Source organism: Streptomyces sp. NPDC023157, assembly GCF_055560575.1.
This window is the reverse complement of record NZ_JBVHIL010000006.1, coordinates 176,855-192,095: the sequence shown is the minus strand read 5'-3', so window position 1 is coordinate 192,095 and position 15,241 is coordinate 176,855. Positions and strand designations below refer to the sequence as shown.

Sequence of the window (15,241 nt, the reverse complement as noted above, 5' to 3'; positions counted from 1 at the left end):
CCCCGTCCCGTAAAGGCAGCGTCAGAAAGTATTTGGCGCCCTCCACCTCTCACAGGCCGACGGACACCGGATCACCGGCACTTGTCACTCATCAGCTAAGTTGCTTAGCATTCGAGCGCTCCTCCGGTCGCCTGCCGGGCCCGTGCCCCGGCCCCGGCCGGAGGAGCCCTCCCGAGGAAGAAGGAGCTGGCCCATCGTGGCGTCCCACCGCCGTCCCAAGCCCTCACGCCCCCGCTACGCGGGTGTGCTCACGACGACCGCGGCGGCGGCCGTGGCGCTCTCCGCGCAGACCGCCTGGGCCGACCCCGCGCCCGACCCCAGGAAGAAGGGCGTGCAGGCCGAGATCGACCGGCTCTACGAGGCGGCCACGCAGGCGACGGAGAAATTCAACGGCGCCAAGGAGAAGGCCGACGCCCTGCAGAAGCAGGTGGGCACCCTCCAGGACGCCACCGCCCGCAAGCAGGGCGAGCTCAACAGGCTGCGCGACCGGGTCGGTTCGCTGGCCGCCGCGCAGTACCGGGGCGGCGGGCTCGATCCGTCGATGCAGCTGATGCTCTCCGCCGATCCCGACACCTTCCTTGAGCGCGCGAGTCTGCAGCAGCGCCTCGGCGAACGGGACGTGAACGCCCTCCAACTCTTCGAGGCGCAGCGCCGGGAGCTCCAGCAGCAGCGCACGGAGGCCGCGCGGAAGCTGGCCGAGCTGGAGGCCACCCGTGGTGAGCAGCGCCGCAAGAAGGCGGAGGTGCAGGGCAAGCTGGAGAAGGCGCGGAAGCTGCTGAACACCCTGTCCGCCGAGGAGCGGGCGCGGATCACCCAGGCGGAGGACCGTGCCAACCGGGCGGGCGCCCGCGCGGACCTCGGCAACGAGTCGAGCGCGTCCTCGCGCGCCGCCGCCGCGTTCGCCGCGGCCCAGAGCCGGGTCGGGTTGCCGTACGTGTGGGGGGCGAGCGGTCCGGGGTCCTTCGACTGCTCGGGGCTGACGTCGTGGGCGTTCCGGCAGGCGAACGTGACCATCCCCCGTACCTCACAGGCGCAGGCGAACGTGGGCACCCGGATCAACTCGCTCGGCGACCTGCGGCCCGGCGACCTCATCATCATGCGGACCGACCTGAGCCATGTGGGCTTCTACGCGGGCAACGGGCAGATCCTGCACGCCCCCAAGCCCGGGGCGCAGGTCCGTTACGAGTCGATCGCGCGCAGCGGGATGCCGTTCATGTGGGGCGTCCGGCTCTGACCCGTGCCCGTCCGCGGGCCCGCGGACGGGCACGGGTCAGAAGGGTCCGCAGCCGAGGAGCATCGGGAACAGTGGGGCGCCGGCCGCCGCGAGCGCGACGCCGAGCCGGGTCGCGCCGTGCGGTCTGGGCTGCGGGGTGAGGACCCGGCGCAGCCGGATCAGCGCGCTGGGGCCGCCCATTCCGAGGGCGGCCCGGGGCACGCGCCCGGCCGCCACCTCGCACAGGGCCGTCGCGAGGGCGTCCCGCGAGTGCAGGCGCAGGGCGCGGTCGTCCGCGGCCATCTCCAGGAGGAGCAGCGTCTGCTCCTGGCCGTGCCGGGCGAGCGGCAGTCGCGGGAACGCCCGGGCGAAGGCGCGCAGGACCATCTGGATCAGGTGGTGGCGGCCGTCGATGTGGGCGCGTTCGTGCGCGAGGGCGGCGCGCACCTGCTCGTCGTCCAGGGCGTCGAGGGCACCGCGGGTGACGACGACGCGGGCCGGCCGGGCGGGGAGGCAGTACACCGCGGCGACGGGGTGCTCGACGATCGTCGCCCCGTACGTCGTCGAGGACCGGCCGATCAGCCGGAGCGTTTCGAGCTGACGGCGCCGTTCGGCCCGTGCCGTCCAGGCCGTGCGGAGCAGCCAGAAGACGGGGAGGAGGACGACTCCGGCCGGGGCGAGGAGGACGGCGGTGTCGCGGAACGTCGGGGCCGCCGTGGCACCCGCCGGAGTGTTCTCGGCGAGTCCGCAGGCGCTGAGCAGGCCGATCAGACCGTCGTGGACGTGCTGCTCCGTCATCACCAGGTGGTAGACGGCGAGTGCGGCCGAGACGACGAAGGTGACCATCAGCAGCAGCCAGACCGCGACGGCGAGGACGGGCGCGCGGTGCGGCCAGCGGGCCCGGGCCAGGACGTGGGGGGCGGCGGCGCCGACGAGCACGGCGTACCCGGCGAGCACGGCGGCGGTGATCACGACTCGCTCCGGCGCTTGGCGGCGCGCAGAGCGGCGCGCAGGGCCTCCACCTCGCTCGGTGAGATCTGCTCGACGAAGCTGGCCATCACTCCGGCGGTGTCGGGGCTGCCCTCCAGGGCGTCCTGCATGCGGGTGGCGGTGTACTGCTGCCGGGAGCACGTCGGCTCGTAGAGCCAGGCGCGGCCGTCCTTCTCGCGGGTCAGCATGCCCTTGCCGTAGAGGATGTCGGCGACGGTCTTGACGGTGCTGTACGCGAGGGGCCGCTGCTTGTTCAGGTCGTTGAGGACCTCGCGCGCGGTGGCGGGGCGGCCCCAGGACCACAGGCGGTCCATGATCTCCGCCTCCAGCTCGCCCAACTGACGCACGCCCGCTCCCTTCGCCACCGGCGGCCGCACCGTAGGGCCGCGGTGGCTCCCATCGTAGCCGCGGGTCGGGCGGGCCCCGGGCGCGACCGCCCCTGGGACCGGCGCCGGTACTCGCGCGCGCTCCCGGGGTGGCGGGGCAGGTCCACACGTCAGGACGCCGGCAGCAGGACCCGCGCGCTGAAGGACCCGGCGCAGCCAGCGGGTGCGGGCGTCGCGCGCGTCCTGGCTGAGGGCGGCGCCGGGGGCCACGGTGTCGAAGCCGTGGAAGGCGCCGGGCCAGACGTGGAGTTCGGCCTGGCCGCCGGAGCGCCAGATCGCGTCGGCGTAGGCCACGCCCTCGTCGCGGAACGTCTCGGCGGAGCCGACCTCGACGTACGCCGGCGGCAGGCCGGACAGGTCGGTCGCGCGCGCGGGTGCCGCGTGGGGCGGCAGGTCCGGGGTGCCGTACCGGTCGCCCAGCAGCGCCTGCCACGCGGTCGCGTTGGAGCTCCGGTCCCAGGTGTCGACGCCGGCCATCTGGTGGCTGGAGAACGTGTCGCCGCGGTCGTCGAGCATCGGGCTCAGGAGCAGTTGCCCGATCGGCGCGGGTCCCCCGCGGTCGCGGGTGAGCAGGGCGAGCGCGGCGGCGAGTCCGCCGCCGGCGCTCTTGCCGCCGATGACGATGCGGTCCGGGTCGATGCCGAGGGCGGCGGCGTTCCCGGCCGCCCAGACGAGCCCGGCGTAGCAGTCCTCCAGCGGTCCCGGGTAGCGCGTGCGCGGGGCCAGGCGGTACTCGACCGAGATCACGGCCAGTCCCAGCGGGAGCGCCCACGCGCGGAGCAGCTGCGGGACGACGGACCACGCGTTGCCCATGATCATGCCGCCGCCGTGCAGGTAGTACAGCAGCGGCAGCGGGCCGTCGGTGCCGGCCGGGCGGGCGCTCACCAGCGTGACCTCCGGGCCGCCGGGCGCCCCCGGCACCCGCAGCTCCGCCACCTCGAAGCGCCCGTCGGCCCGGAGCTGCTCGACAGTCGGGCGGGGCCGTGCCAGCGCGTCCCGCTCCTGCCGGGCCGCGAGGTTCTCCGGCGTGTACGGCTCCCGTGCCTCCTCCCCCAAGGCGCCCAGCGCCACGCGCAGTTCGGGGTCGAGCGGGGGCGGGGATGCCGGTGTGGGGCGGTGGGTGCCGGTCATGAGGCCAGTATCCCGGGGCCTTCCCGGTGGCGAACCCGGGGGTCGAGCCCGGCTACGAGGCCGCGTTCGAGGAGTGGGCGAAGGGCATTCTCGACAGCGCCGCCGCGTTTCCCGGGCATCTCGGCTACGGGCTCTTCCGTTCGTCCGGTGGGGACGCCCCCTGGTTCCTCGTCCACCGGTTCCGGGACGCGGAAGCCTGCCGGGTGTGGCAGGAGTCGCCGGAACTGGCGGCCTGGTTCGCCCACTGCGAGGGGCACCACCACACCGAGATCGCGCGCCGGAAACTCACCGGCATGGAGACCTGGTTCGCCAAGCCCGGCTCGACGCGTCCGGCTCCGCCCCGGTGGAAGATGGCGATCAGCGCGACCCTCGCGATCTACCCGGTCTCCCTGCTCGGCGCCTACTTCCTCGTCCCCCGGCTCACCGGGCTGCCCCTGGCCCTGAGCACCGTCCTGACCGCCTGCGTCTTCAACGTCCTGATGACGTACGTGACGATGCCGACGGTCAGCAGGCTGCTGCGGGGGTGGCTCGGCAGATAGCCGCAAGCCGATAGCGGATGGCCGCGCTGGTTCCCGTACCCGTAACCGTGCACGTCAGGCGCGCTCGGCCCCGCTCGTCGCGCTCGCCTCGGGCGCCAGGGGCTCCGTGGTCTCCTCCCCTCCCCTGGCGGCCCTCAGCGTCAGGGTCGCCACCGTTCCCGCCAGGACGCCCCACGTCAGGGCGGCCGGTACGCCGTTGCCGAGGTTCCCGGAGACGTAGAGGAGCCCGTACCGCAGGCCGGTGGTGTCCAGGGCGATCCGCAGCAGCTGGCTCACCAGCAGGCCGAGCACGGTCGCGCTCACGGCGCCGGCCGCCATCGCCGGGACGGTGACCCGGGTGAGCAGTCCGGGCAGCAGTCGCAGTGCCGTCCACACGAGGGCGAGCACCAGCACGTCGACGGCGCGGTAGAGGAGCCAGTCGCCGAGCGCCGTGCCGGCCGGGGTCGACCAGGCGCCGAGCAGCAGCCACTGGCGCAGGAGGTCGCCCGGTTCGTCGAGCAGCCCGCCGGGCGACGGGGCCGTCTGGATGGCGGCGGCGACCTTCTCGTACGAGAGGAGCAGCAGCGACACCGCGATCACGGCCGTTCCGGCGGTGGCGGCCCGGCGGGAGGCGCGGGCGGGGACGGGTGTGCGCGGGAGGGGTCCGGCGCCCTTGGCCGCGATTCGGGCGACGAGCGCGGTCACCGCGGCCACGACGAGGCCGGTCACCACGAGCATCTGGCGGCCGGCGGCGATGCCGCCCGCGAGCTGTGGCAGGAAGCGGTAGCTGCCGCGGCCCATGGAGGCGATCAGCCACGGCGTGGAGACGCCGACCGCGAGGGTGCCGGCCACCATGGCCCAGGCCCAGAGCGTGAGCAGGGTGGCGGGCGTGCGGCCGTGCACCGGCGGGAGCCGGCGGATCAGGAGCATCGCCCCGGGCACGAAGAAGGCGAAGAGCGCGCAGAAGCGGATCTGCAGGGCGGTGGTGTAGAGCGCGAGGTAGTGGCCGCTGTCGGTGACGGCCGCGTCGCCGGTTCCGCCGGACGTCTCGGTGCCCAGGGGGAGGGCGGTCGGCGGGTCGTACGCCCAAGGGGCGAGCCAGCGTTCGAGTTCGGCGGCCGTCTGCCCGCCGAGCACGCTGCCGCTGCCCGGCAGGTGGAGCGCGTCCGCGCTGGCGCCCGCCCACCACAGGAGTGCGGTGAGCAGGAGTCCTCCGAGCAGTGCCGGTATCGCCGCACGCCGGTATGTCATGTGCTGTCCCCCGTTGTCGCCGCGCATCTCTCGATGCGTCCGATCAGTGGAGGGTACGGGGTGCCGGTGCCCGGGAACGCCGCGTGGCGGGGTGGAGCCGCCTTGCGGGGAGACGCACGGCCGCACTATCTTGCATTGCATGGTTCCTGGTGAAGCAAAGAACGAGGCGGGAGGCAGGGTTCCCAGCCGGCCCCGTAAGGGAGTGCGGGAGCACTGCGTCCCCCCGCTGCTCAGGGACGGGCTTCTCAACGACCCACAGGGGGAATCCGCATGAACGCCATCGACCACCCGCTGGTGACCGCGTATCTCGACGCCGTCGCCCGCGAGACCTCCGCACTCCCCGCCGAGCGCCGGGCCGAGCTGCTCGCCGACCTCCGCGAGCACATCGAGGTCAGTGGCACCGAGACGGACGCCCAGGTCCGCCGGGCCCTGGACGACCTGGGCGACCCGCGTACCGTCGCCGCCTCCGCGCTGGCCGAGGAGCCGCTCGCCGCGTCGGCGGTCCGCCGCCCCGGGCGGACCCGCCTCACGGTGGTGCTGCTCGCCGTGGCCGGACTGCTGGTGCTGTTCAACGCGTTCGTCGGGGCGGTGGCCCTGCTCGCCGGTCTGGTGCTGCTGTGGGGCTCCCCGCAGTGGAGCACCCGCCAGAAGGTGATCGGGACGGCCACCTGCGCGGCCGTCCCGATCGTCGTGGTCTTCGGCTCCCTGGCCCTGGCCGGGTCCCGGATCGGGCCGACGGAGCTGCTGGTGATCGCGGCGCTCTCGCTGGCCGTGCCGGTCGCCGGCGCCACCACGCTGAGCCGGGCGGCCCGACGCTGAGCCGTACGGCGCCGGGCCGATCCGCCTCCGTTCAGCGGGGGTTGGCCGCGATGACGCAGAAAGGGTGTCCGGCCGGGTCGGTCAACACCCGCCATCTCTCCTCGTTCGGCTGCCGGTCCGGCCTTCCCGCCCCCAGCTCCAGCAGGCGCGCCTCGGCCTCCTCCAGGTCGGCGACGTCGAAGCAGAGGTGCAGCTGCTGGGGGACGATCGGGTCGGGCCAGGTCGGGGCCCGGTAGGCGTCGACCCGCTGGAAGCCGAGCAGCGGTCCGCCCTCCGGGAGGAGGCTCGCGAACTCGGCGTCCGACCTCGGGTCGGGTTCGAGCCCGGTGACCTCCTGGTAGAAGGCCGCCAGGGCCTGCGGGTCCGGGCAGTCGAGGGTGATCGCGCTCAGCTTCATGAGCGGGGCCATGGCGCCTCCTGGTCGGTCGGTGGTTGCTCGCCCGCCCACCCTAGGAGCGGGGCGAGGACGCGGCCCTCACGGGTAGTTGCCCCTCCGGTGAGGAGCGCGGCGGCCCGGGCGGCTGCGGTATGGGACGTCAGCGCCACGAGACCGGACCGGACCGGAACAGGGCAGGGCGCCCAGAGCGAGGGCGGCGCGCCTGGCGTCGGATTTCGGAAGGCCGGGGGCGATTTGCCGCCATCGCACCACGAAAGTGAGTTTCGGCGGTACTGTGTTCTCAGGCCCGGCCCCGTACCTCCCCCGTGTACGAGGCCGGGCCCTTCGCATGCCCGGCGCCGGGTGGACGCTGAGTGGACGCCGAATGGACGCCCCCCTTCCGGTGGATTGGCCGAACTATGCGTAGACCAGATAGGTGCCTAAGGCATGTAGTGGAGACGGCAACCCACGTCAGAGCCACCGATTCGCCTTTGCGAGGCCCCCCATGACGGAAGCCGTTGCGTTCCCCCAGGACCGAACCTGCCCCTACCACCCGCCGACCGCCTACGAGCCGCTGCGCGAGGAGCGCCCGCTGTCGCGGGTGACACTCTGGGACGGGCGCTCGGTGTGGGCCGTCACCGGACATGCGACCGCCCGTGCGCTGCTCTCCGACCCGCGCCTGTCCACCGACTCCACCCGGCCGGATTTCCCCCTGCCGACCGAACGGGCCGCGACCCTGCGCCGGTCGCGGCGGGCCGCGCTGCTCGGCTGGGACGACCCCGAGCACAACACCCAGCGCCGGATGCTGATCCCCAGTTTCACGCTCAAGCGCGCCGAACGGCTGCGCCCGCGCATCCAGTCGACCGTGGACGGGCTCCTGGACGCGATGGAGGCGGCGGGCCCGCCGGCCGAGCTGGTGAGCGCGTTCGCGCTGCCGGTGCCGTCGATCGTGATCTGCGACCTGCTGGGCGTGCCGTACGAGGACCACGAATTCTTCGAGGCGCAGTCCCGGCGGCTGCTGCGCGGCCCGACGGGTGCGGACACCGAGGACGCGCTCGCCCAACTGGAGGGCTACCTCGGCGATCTGATCGAGCGGAAGCGGGACAAGCCCGGCGAGGGGGTGCTCGACGACCTGGTGGCCCGGCAGCTCCGGGACGGCGGGCCGGACCTTCAGGAACTGGTGCAGCTGGCCACGATCCTGCTGGTCGCGGGGCACGAGACCACCGCCAACATGATCTCGCTCGGGACGTTCACCCTGCTGCGCCACCCCGAGCGGCTGGCCGAGCTGCAAGCCGACCCCGGGCTCGTACCGGCGGCCGTGGAGGAGCTGCTGCGGTTCCTGTCGATCGCGGACGGACTGCTGCGGGTCGCGCGCGAGGACGTGGAGATCGACGGGGCGGTGATCCGCGCGGGCGAGGGGGTGGTGTTCTCCACCTCCGTCATCAACCGGGACGCCACCGCCTACGCCGACGCCGACACCCTGGACTGGGCCCGCCCGGCACGCCACCACGTGGCGTTCGGTTTCGGCATCCACCAGTGCCTGGGGCAGAACCTGGCCCGCGCGGAGATGGAGATCGCACTCGGAACGCTGCTGCGGCGGCTGCCGGGACTCCGGCTGGCCGTGCCCGCCGAGGAGATCCCCTTCAAGCCGGGCGACACGATCCAGGGCATGCTCGAACTCCCCGTCACATGGTGAAAGGACCCGCACGGATGCGCATCTCGATCGACGGGGACATCTGTATCGGCGCCGGACAGTGCGCCATGACATCCCCGGACTTCTTCACCCAGGACGACGACGGATTCGGCACCGTCGTCCCCGGCCGCGCGGACGACGCCGAGGGGCCGCTGGTCCGCGAGGCCGCCCGCGCGTGTCCCGTACAGGCGATCACGGTCGAGGAGTAGGGCCGGGGCGGGGCCGGGTAGCGGGCCGAGGTCGGGCCGGCACCCGGCCCCGCGGTCACGGACACCCACGGACACCCCTCAAACACGTCGGGAAAGATTGACGCGTCGGAATTTTCCGACCTATCGTGGCGGCATGCCGACCGACGTGTTCGGCGTGCTGGCCAACCCGGTACGCCGCAGACTGCTCGAAAGCCTGCGTGAAGGGCCTCGCTCCACGGGCGAGCTGGCCGCGATGTTCGAACTCGGGAGGCCGGCGGTCTCCGAGCACCTCTCGGTGCTCAAGACCGCCGGCCTCCTGCGCGAGGAGCCGCGGGGGCGGCACCGCTTCTACCACCTCCAGCCGGCGCCGCTGGCCGAGGTGAGCCGGTGGCTGCACCCGTTCGAGCACTACTGGAACCAGCGCATGGACGCCCTGGCCGACCTTCTGGACGAGGAGAACCCGAGATGACCGAACCCGCCCGCGACACGATCCACTGCGCCCGGTTCCTGCCCCACCCCCCGGCCGCGGTCTGGCGCGCTCTGACCGACCCGGAGCTGCACGCCCGCTGGTGGGCCGCCGGAGATGTCAAGCCGCTCGTCGGCCATCGTTTCACCCTGGACATGGGGTCCTTCGGCAGCCAGCCCTGCGAGGTCACGGCCGTCGAGGACGAACGACTGCTCGCCTACCGCTTCGCCGAGGGCACGCTCGACACCACCCTCACCTGGCGCCTGGAGCCGGAGGGCACGGGCACGCGCCTCTTCCTCACGCACAGCGGGTTCGACCTCGACTCCCCGATGGGCCGGCAGGCGTACGAGGGCATGGGCCGCGGCTGGCCGCACGTCCTGGAGCGGCTGGACGCGGCACTGGGGGAAGCGGCCTGACACGGTCGCCCGGGCGCGCCCTCCACCGGCGCCACCTGTCCATCGAGGCGCACGGCGGGCGCCTCTTTGGCCACCACGTCAAGGGTGGCGGTGCCGCCGGGCCAGCATGATCGACTCTGTGCGGCACCCGCGGTCTCCGCACCCACGATGGGCCGCGGCACCGCGCCACCGATGCGCCGCACCGCCGGTCCATCGCGGCACCGCACCACCGATGCGCCGCACCACCGATCCATCGCAGCACCCGCAGCACCTGCAAGAGCGAGAGAGTGTGAGTCCATGTCGACCGACATCAAGGTCCGTGCCGTAACCGCCGAGGACTTCGCGCAGTGGCGAGCCCTCTACCGCGGCTACGCCGAGTTCTACCGGGTCGAGCAGACCGAGGAGGCCGCCGAGCGGGTCTGGGCGTGGATCCACGACGCCGGACACGAGGTGAACGCCCTGGTCGCCGAGGACTTCGACGGGCGACTCATCGGCCTCGCCCACTACCGGCCCTTCGCGCGCCCGCTCTCGGCGACCACGGGGTGCTTCCTGGACGACCTGTTCGTCGCCCCGGAGAGCCGTGGATCCGGTGCCGCCGACCGGCTCCTGGAGGCGCTGCGGGAGATCGCCGCCGAGCGCGGCTGGAGCGTCGTGCGCTGGATCACCGCCGACGACAACCACCGGGCCCGCGCGAAGTACGACCAGGTGGCGACCCGCACGATGTGGGTCACGTACGACATGACGCCCGGCGCCTGACACCCTGTACACCGCCTGGGCGGCGGCCCCAGCCCGCACTCCGGCCCGCACCCCGCTCTCAGTCCGCGCGGGCGGGCTTGGGGCGGCGCGCGGCGGGGTCGGCCTCCGGTTCCGGCCCGTCCGGGCGCGGCCGTCCGATCAGGGGTGCGACCAGCAGCGGTTGCGCGGCGGCGAGGACGAGACACAGGGCCGCCGTGCAGGCCCACAGGGCCGTCGCGCCGAAGCGGTCGAGGAGCTGGGTGGCGGTGATCGGGGCGGCGGTCGTGGCGATGCCCCAGCTGATGCCGTACGCGGCGAGGTAGCGGTCCGAGCCGCCGGGCGGGGCCAGCGCCGCCACGACGCCGAACACCCGTCCCAGGACGAACGCTTCGCCCAGGCTCCACAGCCCCGTGCCGATCAGGAACGCGGGCAGGGACGAGGCGAGGGCGTACCCGGTCAGGCCCACCGTCATCAGCGCGTAGCCGAGGGCCAGGGCCGCGGTGTCGGAGAGCGCGGCGATCCGGCGCAGCCGCAGGGCGGGCTGGGCGGCCACGACGATGACGGCCGAGGCCGTGAACAGCAGCCCCGCGTCGGCGGGTTCGAGGCCGCGGCGGGCGAGGGTCAGCGGCAGGCCCATCACGACCTGCATGGCCACGAGCGCGAAGACGGTGCCGCATCCGAACATGGCCCACAGCGCCCGGTCCCGCCAGGGGTGGACGGGCGCGCCACGGTCCTCGGCGTCGCCGTCGGCGGCCGGGCGGCGGCCCGGGTGGTCGGCGGGCAGGACGAGGCGCAGGGCGAGGGCGCAGGCGAGGCATGTGAGCGCGTCGACGACGAAGAGCCAGCGCAGGTCCCAGCGACCCACGGCCGCGGCGATCAGACCGGCGCCGGTGCCGGCGACGGCCAGCGCGGCGTTGAGCAGGCTGAACGCGCGGACCCGGTCGGCGGGGCCGACGGCGTCGGCGATCATCGCCTGGCTCGGGGGCTCGTACAGTTCGAAGGCGAGCCCGAGGAGGATCGCGAAGAACGCGACCTGGACCAGGGAGTCGGCGGCGGCGATCGCCACCTGCGCGACGGCGCAGCCGGTGAGGCCGAGCACGATGGTGCGGCGGCGCCCGAGGATTCCCGCGAGTCGGCCGCCGGCCAGCCGCGAGGGGATCGTCGCGAGGCCGAACGCGGCCGAGAGCAGCCCGGCCGTGGTGACGCTCGCACCGAAGTCGCTGCTGATCAGCACCGTCAGGAACGGCAGGGAGAAGGCCCCCAGTTTGTTGATCGCCCGCGCGATCACCAGTAACCACACGACCCTCGGCATCGCCGACACCCCCTCGCGTAACCGTCGAATCAAGTAATGTCAGTCACGTATCAGACCATCGAAGGGGTGACTGGTCAAGTGATGTTCGACAGTCACGTGGCGGTGCTGCTGGATCAGGCGGTGGCGCTCGTGAACACGTTGACCGACGGCGAGGCGCACGGTCGCGCCTACCCGGCACCGCGCGGAGCCGACCTGCCGGCCGCCGTCGAAGCGGCGGTGCCGCGCGCCGCGTCCTCGCTCCCGCGCACCATGGACGTGGCGGAGGCGGAGTACCTGGTCGCGGCGGCGGGGCGGATGCGCGCGGTCTTCGAGGCCGTGCAGGACGGCGACCTGGACACGGCCGCCACCACGGTGAACGGCCTGCTGGGGCTCAGCGGCGCGCGGCCGCACCTGGACCGGCGCGAGGGCGAGCCCTGGCAGCTGCACTTCCACGGCGCCGACGAGACCTTCGCCGTGGGCAGCACCGCGAGCTGCGCCACGGCGCTCGCGCTGGCGGTGGGCGGCAGCCTCGCCGGCCGGCTCGGCGTCTGCCGGGCCGGCCGCTGCGACCGCGTCTACGTCGACACCTCGCGCAACGCGGCCCGTCAGTTCTGCTCGACCGCCTGCCAGAACCGCACCAAGGCCGCGGCCTTCCGGGCTCGCAAGGGCGCGGCGGGATGAGGTGAGGGGCGGCCGGCGACGCCGGCCGCGCCATGCCCGGGCCCGGAGACCGGGCCCAGGCTCTGGGCCCGGACGGTACTCCGGGCGGGAGCGCCCGTCAGAACGGGCCGCGGCCCGATCGGTTGCCGCGCGGCTTGCCGCGGCCGGTGCGGCGGCGGGCCGAGGGCTGGTCCGGGGTCTCGCCCCCGGCGGCGCCCGGCGACGAGAAGCCGACGGCCACCGGCGGCGGGCCCGCGGGGGCGCCGGGGACGTCGGGGGCGGTCCGCGCGGCGGCGGGGCCCGGCTGGGCGGCCACGGTCCGGCCGCCCGCGAGGACGGTGGCGTGCGTGATGTGGGGCGCGCAGGCCTGGCAGATCTCGGCGAGGGTCCAGACCTCGGCGACGATCGGGTTGTGGATCAGGACGAGCAGCGTCGTCCCCGTGCACGTGGCACGCGCCGTGTGGTGGCGGCAGCCGCTCGCCCCGCAGGCGCAGGCGGCGTTCGGGCGCGGGGCGGCGAGACGGGCGTGAGCGCGGGCGTGCTCGCGGGCGAAGGCGCGCAGGGCCGCGACGTCCTTGGACCTCGCGGGCATGCGGCAGCCCTCCGTCGTACAGGTGACCGTGGCGGAGTGGTCCGCGTTGCCGGTGAGTCGGATGGTCCAGGTTCTGCCTGGGACACGTGATCCGGGAAGCATGCTCAACGCGCGCGTGTCCGTTCGAATGAGAGGGGTGTTGGTCATGGTTTTACCCCGAAGGCGGCGGAGGTTCACATCCGGGGCCGGGTCAAAGGCCCCGGAATGGCCCGGTCGGCCGAGTGCCGGCGAGGTGCGACGAGGCGCCGCGGGCGACGACGGGCCGTCCGCCGAACCCGTACGTCTCACCCGGTCCACCGCCGCCAAACCCGAAACGCGGGATGTTCCCACACCTTGAGCAGGGCCCGCACGGACACCGAAGAGCCGTTACCCAGCCGTTATAAACGGGCACTTCGATCCCTTTCGTGGGGCTTTTGCCGGGCGCTTGACGCGAATTCGCGCGACCGGGACCCGTCGCGCAACTATCACGCGCAACCGCCCCGCACAACCCCTCCGGTCGAGGCAGTTCGCTGATCAACTCGGTAGCTTCGGCGCCCATGACCACTGCCCACGTGACAACCCCGATCAAGGACCTCTCCATCGGACGTGCCGAGGTGGCCGACGGTGCCGAGCTCTGGCGCATCGCCCGTGGCACGGGGGAACTCGACCTGAACTCGCCCTACAGCTATCTCCTGTGGTGCCGGGACTTCGCCGACACCACCGCCGTCGCCCGCGACGCGTCCGGGCGGCCGGTCGGCTTCGTCACCGGGTACCTGCGGCCGGAGGCACCGCGCACCCTCTTCGTCTGGCAGGTCGCCGTCGACGATTCACACCGCGGATCCGGGGTAGCCGGAGCACTGCTCGACGCCCTGTCCGCCCGCGTGGCGGCGGAGCACCGGCTGAGCCTGGTCGAGGCGACCGTCACTCCGGGGAACGTGGCCTCCGACCGGCTCTTCCGTTCGTACGCGCGTCGCCACGGCGCGGTCGTGACCCGAGAGGTGCTGTTCCCGCCTGCCGCATTCCCGCCCGCCGACGCGACCCACGAACCCGAAGTGCTCTACCGCATCGCCCTGCCGGCGCACTGACGCCGGGCGCATCGACGCCCGGGGCCACCCACGCCCGGGGAACTGACGCCCGGGGCACCGGGGCCCTCACGCCGCGACGCCATGACGTCGGGCGGTGCGGCCCGCACCCACCCCGCCGCACCCACCCCTCCGTACGCCCTCCGCTCCACCCACCTACGGGAGAACCGTGACCACCCTCACCGAGATCGCCGCCCCGTCCGTCTTCGAGACCGTCGAATCCGAGGTACGCAGCTACTGCCGCGCCTGGCCCGTGGTCTTCGAGCGGGCCCAGGGGAGCCGGTTGTACGACGAGCACGGGCGGCCCTTCCTGGACTTCTTCGCCGGGGCCGGCGCGCTGAACTACGGCCACAACAACCCGGTCCTCAAGCGGGCGCTCCTCGACTACCTCGCCGCCGACGGGGTCACCCACTCCCTCGACATGTCGACGACCGCCAAACGCGCCTTCCTGGAGACCTTCCGTACGACGGTCCTGGAACCCCGCGCCCTCCCCTACAAGGTGATGTTCCCCGGGCCCACCGGCACGAACGCCGTGGAGGCCGCCCTGAAGCTGGCCCGGAAGGTCACCGGCCGCGAAGGGGTCGTGGCGTTCACCAACGCCTTCCACGGGATGTCGCTCGGCTCGCTCGCGCTCACCGGCAACGCCGCCAAGCGGGCCGGGGCGGGCGTGCCCCTGAACCACGCCACCCAGATGCCGTTCGACCACTACCTCGGCGGTCAGGTGCCGGACTTCCTCTGGTTCGAGCGGCTCCTGGAGGACCCCGGTTCCGGCCTCGACCACCCGGCGGCGGTGATCGTCGAGACGGTGCAGGGCGAGGGCGGGATCAACGTGGCGCGGGCCGAGTGGCTGCGCAAGCTGGCCGACCTGTGCCGTCGCCGCGACATGCTGCTGATCGTCGACGACATCCAGATGGGCTGCGGCCGCACCGGCGACTTCTTCTCCTTCGAGGAGGCCGGCATCACCCCCGACATCGTCACCCTCTCCAAGTCCATCAGCGGCTACGGCCTGCCCATGGCGCTCTGCCTCTTCCGCGACGAGCTGGACCTGTGGCAGCCGGGCGAGCACAACGGCACGTTCCGCGGCAACAACCCCGCCTTCGTGACCGCCACCGCCGCCCTCGACGCGTACTGGGGCGACACCGGACTGCGCGACCGCACCCTGGCCCGGGCCGGTCGCGTCGAGCACGCCCTGCTCGACCTGTGCGGGGACGACGGGCGGACGGCGCTCGCCGCCCGGGGGCGCGGCCTCGTGTGGGGGCTCGAGTTCGCCGACGGAGCGCGCGCCGACGCGGTGTGCCGGCGGGCCTTCGAACTGGGGCTGCTCCTGGAGACCTCGGGTCCCCGCGGCGAGGTGGTCAAGCTGCTGCCGCCGCTGACCGCGACCGACGACGAGCTCGACGAGGGCCTCGGCATCCTGGCCCGTTCCGTACGGCACGCCGCCGACCGCCGCACCGTCTGACCCCTCCGGACACTCCC

General features: G+C 73.7%; 17 protein-coding genes. 11 read left to right on the top strand and 6 right to left on the bottom strand.

Going from position 1 to position 15,241, the window contains the following annotated elements:
- The first annotated feature begins 196 nt into the window (after window positions 1-196).
- Window positions 197-1,234: a C40 family peptidase gene (locus tag ACZ3ZE_RS22875; RefSeq protein WP_361172614.1), complete on the top strand. Its 1,038-nt coding sequence runs from the start codon at window positions 197-199 to the stop codon at window positions 1,232-1,234.
- Between the two features lie 36 nt (window positions 1,235-1,270).
- Here ACZ3ZE_RS22875 and ACZ3ZE_RS22870 read toward each other — a convergent pair whose 3' ends face one another.
- Window positions 1,271-2,185 (bottom strand): M56 family metallopeptidase, encoded by a 915-nt coding sequence (locus tag ACZ3ZE_RS22870; protein WP_361628727.1) that lies wholly within the window; start codon window positions 2,183-2,185, stop codon window positions 1,271-1,273.
- Window positions 2,182-3,720 carry an alpha/beta hydrolase fold domain-containing protein gene (locus tag ACZ3ZE_RS22865; protein ID WP_467260426.1) on the bottom strand — a complete coding sequence of 513 codons (1,539 nt, stop codon included), beginning with the start codon at window positions 3,718-3,720 and terminating at the stop codon, window positions 2,182-2,184. The genes ACZ3ZE_RS22870 and ACZ3ZE_RS22865 overlap by 4 nt, the downstream gene beginning before the upstream one ends.
- Window positions 3,721-3,746: 26 nt before the next feature.
- On the opposite strand from ACZ3ZE_RS22865, the gene ACZ3ZE_RS22860 reads away from it, so the two are divergent.
- Window positions 3,747-4,259, top strand: coding sequence for an antibiotic biosynthesis monooxygenase (locus ACZ3ZE_RS22860; RefSeq protein WP_467260424.1), 513 nt, complete (start codon window positions 3,747-3,749; stop codon window positions 4,257-4,259).
- A gap of 54 nt (window positions 4,260-4,313) precedes the next feature.
- Here the strand turns inward: ACZ3ZE_RS22860 and ACZ3ZE_RS22855 are convergent, their stop codons facing one another.
- Window positions 4,314-5,489 carry a hypothetical protein gene (locus ACZ3ZE_RS22855; protein ID WP_361172602.1) on the bottom strand — a complete coding sequence of 392 codons (1,176 nt, stop codon included), beginning with the start codon at window positions 5,487-5,489 and terminating at the stop codon, window positions 4,314-4,316.
- A 270-nt stretch (window positions 5,490-5,759) separates the two neighbouring features.
- Here ACZ3ZE_RS22855 and ACZ3ZE_RS22850 point away from each other — a divergent pair, with 270 nt between their 5' ends.
- Window positions 5,760-6,308 carry an HAAS signaling domain-containing protein gene (locus ACZ3ZE_RS22850; protein WP_467260421.1) on the top strand — a complete coding sequence of 183 codons (549 nt, stop codon included), beginning with the start codon at window positions 5,760-5,762 and terminating at the stop codon, window positions 6,306-6,308.
- Window positions 6,309-6,339: 31 nt separating this feature from the next.
- On the opposite strand, the gene ACZ3ZE_RS22845 is transcribed toward ACZ3ZE_RS22850, so the two are convergent.
- Window positions 6,340-6,717: a VOC family protein gene (locus ACZ3ZE_RS22845; protein WP_361628718.1), complete on the bottom strand. Its 378-nt coding sequence runs from the start codon at window positions 6,715-6,717 to the stop codon at window positions 6,340-6,342.
- Between the two features lie 472 nt (window positions 6,718-7,189).
- Between ACZ3ZE_RS22845 and ACZ3ZE_RS22840 the strand changes: the two genes are divergently transcribed.
- From ACZ3ZE_RS22840 to ACZ3ZE_RS22820, 5 genes are all read left to right on the top strand, one after another.
- Window positions 7,190-8,380: a cytochrome P450 gene (locus ACZ3ZE_RS22840; RefSeq protein WP_361172593.1), complete on the top strand. Its 1,191-nt coding sequence runs from the start codon at window positions 7,190-7,192 to the stop codon at window positions 8,378-8,380.
- A 14-nt stretch (window positions 8,381-8,394) separates the two neighbouring features.
- Entirely contained in the window at window positions 8,395-8,586 is a 192-nt protein-coding gene (locus tag ACZ3ZE_RS22835; RefSeq protein ID WP_361172590.1) for a ferredoxin, read from the top strand.
- A gap of 133 nt (window positions 8,587-8,719) precedes the next feature.
- On the top strand, window positions 8,720-9,034 hold the full coding sequence (locus ACZ3ZE_RS22830; RefSeq protein ID WP_361172587.1) for an ArsR/SmtB family transcription factor: 315 nt from the start codon (window positions 8,720-8,722) through the stop codon (window positions 9,032-9,034).
- Entirely contained in the window at window positions 9,031-9,447 is a 417-nt protein-coding gene (locus ACZ3ZE_RS22825; protein ID WP_361172584.1) for an SRPBCC family protein, read from the top strand. Before ACZ3ZE_RS22830 ends, ACZ3ZE_RS22825 begins: the two co-directional genes overlap by 4 nt.
- Window positions 9,448-9,723: 276 nt before the next feature.
- Window positions 9,724-10,182 carry a GNAT family N-acetyltransferase gene (locus ACZ3ZE_RS22820; protein WP_361172581.1) on the top strand — a complete coding sequence of 153 codons (459 nt, stop codon included), beginning with the start codon at window positions 9,724-9,726 and terminating at the stop codon, window positions 10,180-10,182.
- A gap of 58 nt (window positions 10,183-10,240) precedes the next feature.
- Here ACZ3ZE_RS22820 and ACZ3ZE_RS22815 read toward each other — a convergent pair whose 3' ends face one another.
- Window positions 10,241-11,473, bottom strand: a complete 1,233-nt coding sequence (locus ACZ3ZE_RS22815; RefSeq protein ID WP_361628709.1) for an MFS transporter — start codon at window positions 11,471-11,473, stop codon at window positions 10,241-10,243.
- A 66-nt stretch (window positions 11,474-11,539) separates the two neighbouring features.
- Between ACZ3ZE_RS22815 and ACZ3ZE_RS22810 the strand changes: the two genes are divergently transcribed.
- Entirely contained in the window at window positions 11,540-12,133 is a 594-nt protein-coding gene (locus ACZ3ZE_RS22810; RefSeq protein WP_467260418.1) for a CGNR zinc finger domain-containing protein, read from the top strand.
- Window positions 12,134-12,230: 97 nt separating this feature from the next.
- Here ACZ3ZE_RS22810 and ACZ3ZE_RS22805 read toward each other — a convergent pair whose 3' ends face one another.
- Window positions 12,231-12,704 (bottom strand): hypothetical protein, encoded by a 474-nt coding sequence (locus tag ACZ3ZE_RS22805; RefSeq protein WP_467260415.1) that lies wholly within the window; start codon window positions 12,702-12,704, stop codon window positions 12,231-12,233.
- 536 nt (window positions 12,705-13,240) lie between these two features.
- Here ACZ3ZE_RS22805 and ectA point away from each other — a divergent pair.
- Both ectA and ectB read left to right on the top strand, forming a co-directional pair.
- Window positions 13,241-13,768: a diaminobutyrate acetyltransferase gene (ectA, locus tag ACZ3ZE_RS22800; RefSeq protein WP_361172569.1), complete on the top strand. Its 528-nt coding sequence runs from the start codon at window positions 13,241-13,243 to the stop codon at window positions 13,766-13,768.
- Window positions 13,769-13,934: 166 nt separating this feature from the next.
- Entirely contained in the window at window positions 13,935-15,224 is a 1,290-nt protein-coding gene (ectB, locus tag ACZ3ZE_RS22795; RefSeq protein ID WP_467260413.1) for a diaminobutyrate--2-oxoglutarate transaminase, read from the top strand.
- Window positions 15,225-15,241 lie beyond the last annotated feature (17 nt).

What these genes read in the sequence shown, in the direction of transcription:
- ACZ3ZE_RS22815 (WP_361628709.1), bottom strand. Translation starts at nt 11,473, where the DNA reads ATGCCGAGGGTCGTGTGGTTACTGGTGATCGCGCGGGCGATCAACAAA.
- ACZ3ZE_RS22805 (WP_467260415.1), bottom strand. Translation starts at nt 12,704, where the DNA reads ATGCCCGCGAGGTCCAAGGACGTCGCGGCCCTGCGCGCCTTCGCCCGC.
- ACZ3ZE_RS22845 (WP_361628718.1), bottom strand. Translation starts at nt 6,717, where the DNA reads ATGGCCCCGCTCATGAAGCTGAGCGCGATCACCCTCGACTGCCCGGAC.
- ACZ3ZE_RS22820 (WP_361172581.1), top strand. Translation starts at nt 9,724, where the DNA reads ATGTCGACCGACATCAAGGTCCGTGCCGTAACCGCCGAGGACTTCGCG.
- ACZ3ZE_RS22830 (WP_361172587.1), top strand. Translation starts at nt 8,720, where the DNA reads ATGCCGACCGACGTGTTCGGCGTGCTGGCCAACCCGGTACGCCGCAGA.
- ACZ3ZE_RS22835 (WP_361172590.1), top strand. Translation starts at nt 8,395, where the DNA reads ATGCGCATCTCGATCGACGGGGACATCTGTATCGGCGCCGGACAGTGC.
- ACZ3ZE_RS22825 (WP_361172584.1), top strand. Translation starts at nt 9,031, where the DNA reads ATGACCGAACCCGCCCGCGACACGATCCACTGCGCCCGGTTCCTGCCC.
- ACZ3ZE_RS22855 (WP_361172602.1), bottom strand. Translation starts at nt 5,489, where the DNA reads ATGACATACCGGCGTGCGGCGATACCGGCACTGCTCGGAGGACTCCTG.
- ectA (WP_361172569.1), top strand. Translation starts at nt 13,241, where the DNA reads ATGACCACTGCCCACGTGACAACCCCGATCAAGGACCTCTCCATCGGA.
- ACZ3ZE_RS22840 (WP_361172593.1), top strand. Translation starts at nt 7,190, where the DNA reads ATGACGGAAGCCGTTGCGTTCCCCCAGGACCGAACCTGCCCCTACCAC.
- ACZ3ZE_RS22865 (WP_467260426.1), bottom strand. Translation starts at nt 3,720, where the DNA reads ATGACCGGCACCCACCGCCCCACACCGGCATCCCCGCCCCCGCTCGAC.
- ACZ3ZE_RS22850 (WP_467260421.1), top strand. Translation starts at nt 5,760, where the DNA reads ATGAACGCCATCGACCACCCGCTGGTGACCGCGTATCTCGACGCCGTC.